A 7,984-nucleotide genomic window follows, 5' to 3' on the forward strand; every position below is an offset into this window, starting at 1 on the left:
AATTCAAGCTATAAAGTTGAAAAGCCTTCTCAGTTTCTGGGGAGGCTTTTTGTTTCTAACCCTGTTAACTTCGTGCGAATATAGAGACAGGAAGGTCTTAAAATAAGGTCCTTCGCTAAAAACACCCTCCCGTTTTTCACACTAATAAACAACTCGGTGTGTATAAGTGCAAGGGCGAACACGAGTATTCTCCATGCACAATCCATAACTTCGCATAAACACAAAGGAACATTATGCCATACAGACGTTTACCCACAACGGATAAAGCCAGAATACGCGCACTTAACGCAGCGCTGGCAAAGGTGATTAAGAATGAACATAAACTGGCGTTTTCGAATCATTCGGTTGAAGAACTTCAGAATGTGAAGAATACTTTCGAGAATCACCTTCGACAATACGAATTAGACACACGACTTCAGTCGGAAAATATAAAAGAGTACAAAGAAGCTTTTGATCGGGCTAAAATGTATGTTTCGCATTTTATACAGGTGCTGCAGTTTGCATCAGAACGCGGTGAGATTAACGGCGGCATTAAGTACTACGGTAATCTGGCCTCTTTTGAGGGAAAAGTGCCGCCACTAAACACCGAGGAAGATATAATTGAGTGGGGCAAAATAATGGTGGAAGGCGAGCAAAAGCGCAAACAAAATGGGGGAAGTGCCATTTATAATCCATCAATAGCACTGGTAAAATTTAAGGTGGAAGAGTTGCACGACGCTTCGGTATTTCAGCAAACCTTAAAACGAAATACTTTACGCTCGTTCGATAAAATGCAGAAACTGCGTAAGATTACCAACGACTTTATAAGCAAGCTGTGGACAGAGATTGAAGAGAGCCTTGAGGTAGAATCGCCAAAAGCGAAACGTCAACTGGCACAGGAATATGGTATTGTTTATGTATTTCGCCGTAATGAAAAGAAAAAGCTTTCGGCAGAAGAAATGCAGACCGATCTCTTATTTGAATTTGCTTAACGGAATTTATTGTATTGATATTTTAGATCCCGGATTGGTGAAAACTGATCCGGGATTTTTTTATACCGGAATTTTCCTTACTCTGGAAGTTTTAGTAAAGAAAACAGCCACGAGCTATGAGTGTAAATCTAAGGAATCAGGAGGGTTTTAGACCACCGCATGAGCCCAAATAACAGTAATTTTTTAACGCCGCCACCGCTTTTTTTCCGTCCGCCAGCTTGAGGACAAGGCCAGGCTTCGATGTGGCTGATGCTACTGCAGTGGACCGGCCTCTTTTGGTCTTTCCGTGGAGTTGAAATGAAACCTTAAAGAGAGCGGGAAGCTCCGAGGAATCGAGGAGATCACCCGTCCGAATTTAGGTTTTATAAAAACGAAGGGGAAGGAGCAAAAGGAGCCTTGAGTTTTTTTGCATCGTTTTTGGATCAAGCCAAAAATGATGGCCTGCGGCAGCAATTATAAAATATTGAGTTCAAATACTAATCATCCAGATTTCCGGAGCGATACATTTTTTATAAAACAATTTCTTTCCCTGCATTCTGACGTTTCAGCATCAGCAGAAAGACAAACGTTAGTGCAAGGCTGATTCCGGCCATGTAATAACTGTCGCCGGTAGACCCGATTTCTTCATATTGTGGATTCATCATCCCGTTATTTATAAAGTACATGGCAATTACGGCAATAGCATTATTCAGGAAATGGGCAATTATGGGCAACCACATCGAGCCGCTCCAAACCAGCATATAACCAAACAAAGCACCAAGTAAAACCCGTGGTACAAAACCATAAAACTGCATGTGCAAAGCGCTGAATAGTATGGCTGAAATCCAGATTCCCCAATGGTGACTGCGCGTCATTTTGCTAAAAATGTTCTGTACTACTCCGCGGAACAAAAGCTCTTCGCCAACTGCAGGTAGCAATGCAACCATAAACACGTTAAAGGCAAGTCCGCCAATGGTTTTTACATTTAAAAAGGCTTTGGTAATTTCGGCGGCATTTTCTTCGGCGTTACGCATCCATTCTTCCACACCCGATAACCAGTCGGGGAAACTCATGTTGCTGTTTAATTCCCCGATCAGGTTAATAAGCGGAGAGGCAAAAAACATCATTACAACAACCAGGATAACACTTTGTGAGTTGAAGGTTTTATCGAGATAAAGGTATTCTTTTGATTTGCCATGAAACAGGTAGCCTAAAATAAACGGAGGGACGATAAAAAAGCCGATTGCCTGAACAACCTGGATGAATTTATAGAGGTTAATAATATGTTGTGGCGTTTCAGAATTTATTGCCGGAAGGTGCAAGACAGTGATGAATCCCCAGATTGGAATGGCCACAACAAGCGATAATACAAAGAAGATTAAAATGCTGGCCACCACAACAAATGCGGCAAAAAACAATTGCGAGAAAGGTTTCAGATCTCTGAATGCAGTAAATTCCATTTTTGAAAATGTTTCGGGCAAAGATAATTTTTATTGAGAAACCTGTTCGGGCAATGTTTGTTTTGATAAGCTGCACTGAAACTACAGTTCCCTGATCTTAATATTCCGGAACATAGTTAGCCCGCCATGATCCTGCAGCCCAATATGCCCCGATCTTGCCATGCCGTAGTCGGGAACTTCAGCCCATTTGCTGACTGCTTTATTTTTTAGCCATTGGTCGGTCCAGAGTTCATATTCCACCACTTTGGTGCCGTTTAGCCAGTGCTCAACGTGGGGGCCTTTAACAATTATTCGCGTTGTGTTCCACTCGTCAACCGGTTTTACCTTTGCATTTTGAGGTGGATTCATACCGTAATTGGCTCCTGAATGCTGCCAGGCCTCCAGATTGTCAGGCCATCCATTGTCGTCAATCAACTGGTATTCCGGGCCCGATTCGTAAATGACGTCTGTAAGTCCTTCCTGAACGTGGTAAAAAACACCCGAGTTACTTTCCGGTGTCACTTTCCACTCCAGGTACAATTCAAAATTGATGTATTGTTTTTTTGTTATAATGTCGCCGCCATGATCCGCCCCAAGGCCTGAATTGTGCAATTCGCCGTTAATTACCTTCCATCCGGTTACTGCACCTCCGTTAAAGGTTTTCCAGTTGTTGGTGGTTTTGCCGTCGAACAGCAATTCCCAGCCGTCTTCAATTTCTTGTTTTGTTAAGGTGTTATTGCTTTTTCCCGTCGAACAGGACGCAAAAATAAATGCGACAAACATTGCGAGCAAAAGGGAACTATTTTTCATCTTTCGTTTTTTTTTGACTTAGGTTACAGGATGTAAATGTACAAAATCAGTGGCAATCAAAACGATAAGTGAATTGTTTTTGGTGATCGGCAGAAATTCCCTCAATTCAGTTAACTTTAAGGAAACAAAATAATAAAGCGTGGAACTCAACAAATCGATAATAGGGATGGTGCATGTAGGAGCATTGCCGGGAACTCCCAAAAACCGCCTCACCATACCGGAAATTATTAAAGCTGCAATCAGCGATGCACAGAAACTCGAGCAAGGCGGTGTGGATGCCATTATGATCGAGAACATGCACGACCGGCCATACCTGAACCGTAAAGTGGGCCCCGAAATTGTGGCTGCAATGACGGCTATTGCAACAAAACTGAGGCAGGAGGTTTCGCTGCCTCTGGGAATACAGATTTTGGCAGGAGCCAACAAACAGGCGCTGGCCGTTGCTCATGCTGCCGGTTTCGATTTCATCCGGGCCGAAGGATTTGTATTTGGGCATTTGGCCGATGAGGGAATGATGAACAGCGATGCAGCAGAACTTTTGCGCTATCGGAAACTGATTGGTGCCGACGACATAAAAATTTGGACTGATATTAAAAAGAAACACTCATCGCATGCCATTTCTGCCGATGTTTCGATTTGTGATATGGCGAAAGCTGCCGGGTTCTTTTTAGCCGATGGGGTTATTGTTACCGGAAATGCAACGGGCGAAGAAGCATCGATAAAGGATGTGCAGGCTGTAGTTGAGGCGGTTAGGCTACCGGTGCTGATTGGCTCCGGAATCACAGAGAGTAATATTGCCGGTTTCTGGCCGTATGCCGATGCTTTTATTGTGGGATCATCGTTTAAATACGATGGCAACTGGCAAAATGAAGTGGAATTGGAAAGGGTTCAGTCGTTTATGAGCCGGGTGAATCATCTACGAAACAATTATTGACATTCGTTTGATTAAATTGCTTAAAATCAGTCGTGTGTGTCTGTTCGGGGCAAGGCGAATGGTGTTGGGGAGTGATCTAAAACGTCTGAAATACAATAAGATGCTAAAATTTTTTAATTTTATTTAAGTGTTAAATATCAGAATATTCTTTTTGCTGGTTGATTGATAATTAATGTTAATGCCATACTTTTGATTAACAAATTGATAGAACATCATTTCCAAACCAACTTTGTACTAGAACAAATTTTAAGATTGAAAACAAGAACGATTCAGGAGAGCGTGCCGGATCGGTGATTGAAAGAAGGCTGTTGAGTTTACATCAGGCGCCGGATGCCAATTCATAAAGCAATTTTTAAAGCACAAAGCCGGTAACTGTTCTGTTTCACAAAAAACTATGAATTATGAGTATAAAAAAACAATATTTAAAAAGTAAACCTGAGTGTAAAGTATCGTTTAGAGTAGCAAAAGAAGATGCTCCAGGTGCAGATACAATTAAAATTGTGGGTGAATTTAACGGCTGGAACGAAGAAGTTGAGCCCATGAAAAAACTGAAAAGCGGTGATTTTACACAAACGCTGAATCTTGAAACCGGTAAAGCCTACCAGTTTAAATATTTAATCGACAATTCGGTTTGGGAAAACGAAAGCGAAGCTGACAGCACTGCTCCCACCGGTATTGTTGAGGGCGAATTTAATTCGGTACTTGATCTGAATTAATCAAAAGACATTTAAAAACGGATCTGTAGCCAAACGAAGCAAAAGTCTTCGCAGAACTAAGTTTGGTGTTTTGGTTCTCCCGATTTCCAAAAGGGATGCAAATCAATAAGGTTGGTTTCACTACAGATTGACAAAATAATTAGTCCGGACTGTCTGATCCGGGTTTCCATAAAGGTATTCCACAAAGCCGCTTTATCTTTCCCGGTAAAGCGGCTTTTTCTTTATTGTTTTGCAGGAAAATCAGGAATCCACCAGATCCGGGAATATTTTGTTTTCGGTTTATCATAGTAACCACAGTGCTGATAGAAAGTTATTTCATATTCGAACTTCGTAAGTAACCACTTGGTCTCTTTCCCCTAAATCCCCTGAAGGGGACTTTGAGCCTTCCGCAAGCTGGCGGAGAGGTTTGGAGGGGTCGAGTGCAAGTTGCCAATGGATTGAAAGTTTCATTTCGCATTTTTAGTGCTTGAATAAAAAACTTATTCTAGAGATCGTTGGATAACATATCCCTGCAACCATTTCCCCCATCCTGTTACAAAATCCCTGAATCCTGTTTAACAGGACGCCCAAAAACTTAACAGGATGAGGAAAAAAGGTAACAGGGCGCACCAAAATCGAACAGGAACACGAAAAAGTTAACAGGACGCCATAAAAATGGTACAGGACGCCGAAAAAGTTAACAGGACGACTCAGAATATAACAGGATGCTATTAGTCAGTAAATTACAGAGCTGTGCATACGACTCCGAAATGCTTTGGTCGCAATGTAAATTATTTGTAATAAGCTTATTAGTCCGTATTAATTAAGGCCCGTTCATCTTCCCCCGACCATCAAAATTTTTCTATATTTGCATGTTTTTTAAAATCAGTGGATTATAAGGTATTCTTATGAGTAATAAATTTCAGGAATATAAGCAGTTAGATCTAGCACAGATAAACAAGGATGTGCTTGCGCGTTGGGAGAAAGACGATACCTTTCATAAAAGTATTTCAACCCGCGAGGGGCACGAAACATTTGTATTTTACGAAGGACCGCCATCGGCAAACGGAATGCCGGGTATTCACCACGTGATGGCGCGTGCCATAAAAGATATTTTTTGCCGCTACAAAACCATGAAAGGTTTCCGTGTGCACCGTAAAGCCGGTTGGGACACACATGGTTTGCCGGTAGAACTGAGCGTTGAAAAAGCGCTGAATATTACAAAAGACGATATAGGTAAGAAAATTACCGTTGAAGAATACAGCGATGCCTGCCGCAAAGAGGTGATGAAATACACCCGCGAGTGGGAAGAACTGACACGCAAAATGGGTTATTGGGTGAATATGGATGATCCGTATATTACCTATGAAAACCAATACATTGAGTCGGTTTGGTGGTTGCTGAAACAAATTTATAACAAAGGCTTGTTGTACAAAGGCTACACCATTCAGCCCTACTCGCCGGCAGCCGGAACAGGATTGAGCTCGCACGAGCTGAACCAGCCGGGATGTTACCGCGATGTAAAAGATACAACAGCCATTGCCCAGTTTAAAGCTTTAAGAAACGAAAGGTCGGAGTTCCTTTTCGAAGGAGTGGAAACCGATCTTTATTTCCTCGCCTGGACGACAACTCCATGGACATTGCCATCGAACACGGCACTGTGTGTGGGGCCGAACATTAAATACGTAAAAGTTCGTTCGTTTAATCCGTACACCGGCGATCCTGTAACTTTGATTTTGGCGAAAGACCTTTTCCCGGTTTATTTCAGCTCAAAAAATGCAGAGTTGGCACTGGAAGATTACAATCCGGGCGACAAAAATATTCCTTACAAAGTAATAGCCGAGTATACCGGCGAGCAGTTAAAAGGCGTTCAGTACGAACAGCTGATCGACTGGGTAAAACCTGAAGGCAAAGCTTTTGAAGTTATTACCGGCGACTTTGTAACCATTGAAGATGGTACCGGAATCGTACACATCGCACCTACTTTTGGTGCCGATGACGATCGGGTAGCAAAACAACACGGAATTTCGCCGTTGATCGTAATTGATACCGAAGGAAAACGTCAGGCTTTGGTAGACCGGAAAGGACGTTTTTACCCCACTATAGATTTGGACCCGGAGTTTGTTGAAAAGTATGTAAATACCGAAACCTATCACGAGTTTGCCGGCCGTTCGGTGAAAAACGAATACGACGACAAACTGGAAGACGATGCTTCAACTGTTGATATCGATATTTCGGTAATGCTGAAACAGCAGAACAAGGCTTTTAAAATTGAGAAGCACGTTCACAGTTATCCGCACTGCTGGAGAACTGATAAACCAGTATTGTATTACCCGCTCGATTCGTGGTTTATAAAATCAACCGCGGTGAAAGACAAGATGGTGGAGTTGAACAACACCATCAACTGGAAACCAAAATCAACCGGAACAGGCCGTTTCGGAAACTGGCTGGAAAACCTGGTTGACTGGAACCTTAGCCGCTCGCGTTTCTGGGGAACACCGCTGCCAATCTGGAGAACAGAAGATGGTTCGGAAGAGATTTGTATCGGTTCGATGGAAGAACTGATGGCAGAGATCGACAAAGCGGTTGCCGCCGGATTTATGACGGAAAATCCATTTGCTGAGTTTAAAGTTGGCGATTACGAAAAAGCCAACTACGAAAAGATTGACCTGCATAAATCGCATGTCGATAATATCATTCTTGTTTCTCCGTCGGGACAAAAAATGGAGCGCGAATCCGACCTGATCGATGTTTGGTTCGACTCGGGTGCGATGCCATTTGCACAGCGCCATTATCCTTTCGAGTGGAAAGAGAATTTTAAAGATGTATTCCCGGCCGATTTTATTGCTGAGGGTGTTGACCAAACACGTGGTTGGTTCTTCACGCTGCATGCAATTGCGACAATGATTGATGAATCGGTAGCATTTAAAAATATTATCTCAAACGGACTGGTATTGGACAAAAACGGCGTGAAAATGTCGAAGCGTCTGGGTAATGCAGTCGATCCGTTCGAGACCATCGATAAATACGGTTCAGACCCACTGCGCTGGTACATGATCACCAATGCGCAGCCATGGGACAACCTGAAATTTGATATCGAAGGTGTTGAGGAAGTAAAACGTAAGTTCTTCGGAACATTATACAATACCTACAATT

General features: G+C 42.6%; 7 protein-coding genes. 4 read left to right on the top strand and 3 right to left on the bottom strand.

From position 1 onward, the window contains the following. The first annotated feature begins 233 nt into the window (after positions 1 to 233). A complete protein-coding gene (locus ABZB17_RS17495; protein WP_372652024.1) occupies positions 234 to 971 on the top strand; it encodes a hypothetical protein in 738 nt (245 codons plus the stop codon). 509 nt (positions 972 to 1,480) lie between these two features. Here ABZB17_RS17495 and ABZB17_RS17500 read toward each other — a convergent pair. Then, positions 1,481 to 2,410 (bottom strand): lysostaphin resistance A-like protein, encoded by a 930-nt coding sequence (locus ABZB17_RS17500; protein WP_372652026.1) that lies wholly within the window; start codon positions 2,408 to 2,410, stop codon positions 1,481 to 1,483. 81 nt (positions 2,411 to 2,491) lie between these two features. Then, the gene (locus ABZB17_RS17505; RefSeq protein ID WP_372652028.1) at positions 2,492 to 3,199 is read right to left on the bottom strand and encodes a DUF1080 domain-containing protein; all 708 of its coding nucleotides are present in this window, start codon (positions 3,197 to 3,199) and stop codon (positions 2,492 to 2,494) included. A 139-nt stretch (positions 3,200 to 3,338) separates the two neighbouring features. On the opposite strand from ABZB17_RS17505, the gene ABZB17_RS17510 reads away from it, so the two are divergent. Both ABZB17_RS17510 and ABZB17_RS17515 read left to right on the top strand, forming a co-directional pair. Then, positions 3,339 to 4,133 (top strand): BtpA/SgcQ family protein, encoded by a 795-nt coding sequence (locus ABZB17_RS17510; RefSeq protein WP_372652030.1) that lies wholly within the window; start codon positions 3,339 to 3,341, stop codon positions 4,131 to 4,133. A gap of 401 nt (positions 4,134 to 4,534) precedes the next feature. After that, positions 4,535 to 4,849: an isoamylase early set domain-containing protein gene (locus ABZB17_RS17515; protein WP_372652032.1), complete on the top strand. Its 315-nt coding sequence runs from the start codon at positions 4,535 to 4,537 to the stop codon at positions 4,847 to 4,849. A gap of 139 nt (positions 4,850 to 4,988) precedes the next feature. On the opposite strand, the gene ABZB17_RS17520 is transcribed toward ABZB17_RS17515, so the two are convergent. Continuing rightward, on the bottom strand, positions 4,989 to 5,135 hold the full coding sequence (locus ABZB17_RS17520) for a hypothetical protein (RefSeq protein WP_372652034.1): 147 nt from the start codon (positions 5,133 to 5,135) through the stop codon (positions 4,989 to 4,991). 601 nt (positions 5,136 to 5,736) lie between these two features. On the opposite strand from ABZB17_RS17520, the gene ileS reads away from it, so the two are divergent. Continuing rightward, positions 5,737 to 7,984, top strand: a 2,248-nt coding sequence (gene ileS / locus ABZB17_RS17525; RefSeq protein WP_372652036.1) for an isoleucine--tRNA ligase, incomplete at its 3' end; no start/stop codon positions are given.

It is taken from the genome of Draconibacterium sp. (genome assembly GCF_041583095.1).
In the GTDB taxonomy this organism is placed as follows: Bacteria; Bacteroidota; Bacteroidia; order Bacteroidales; family Prolixibacteraceae; genus Draconibacterium.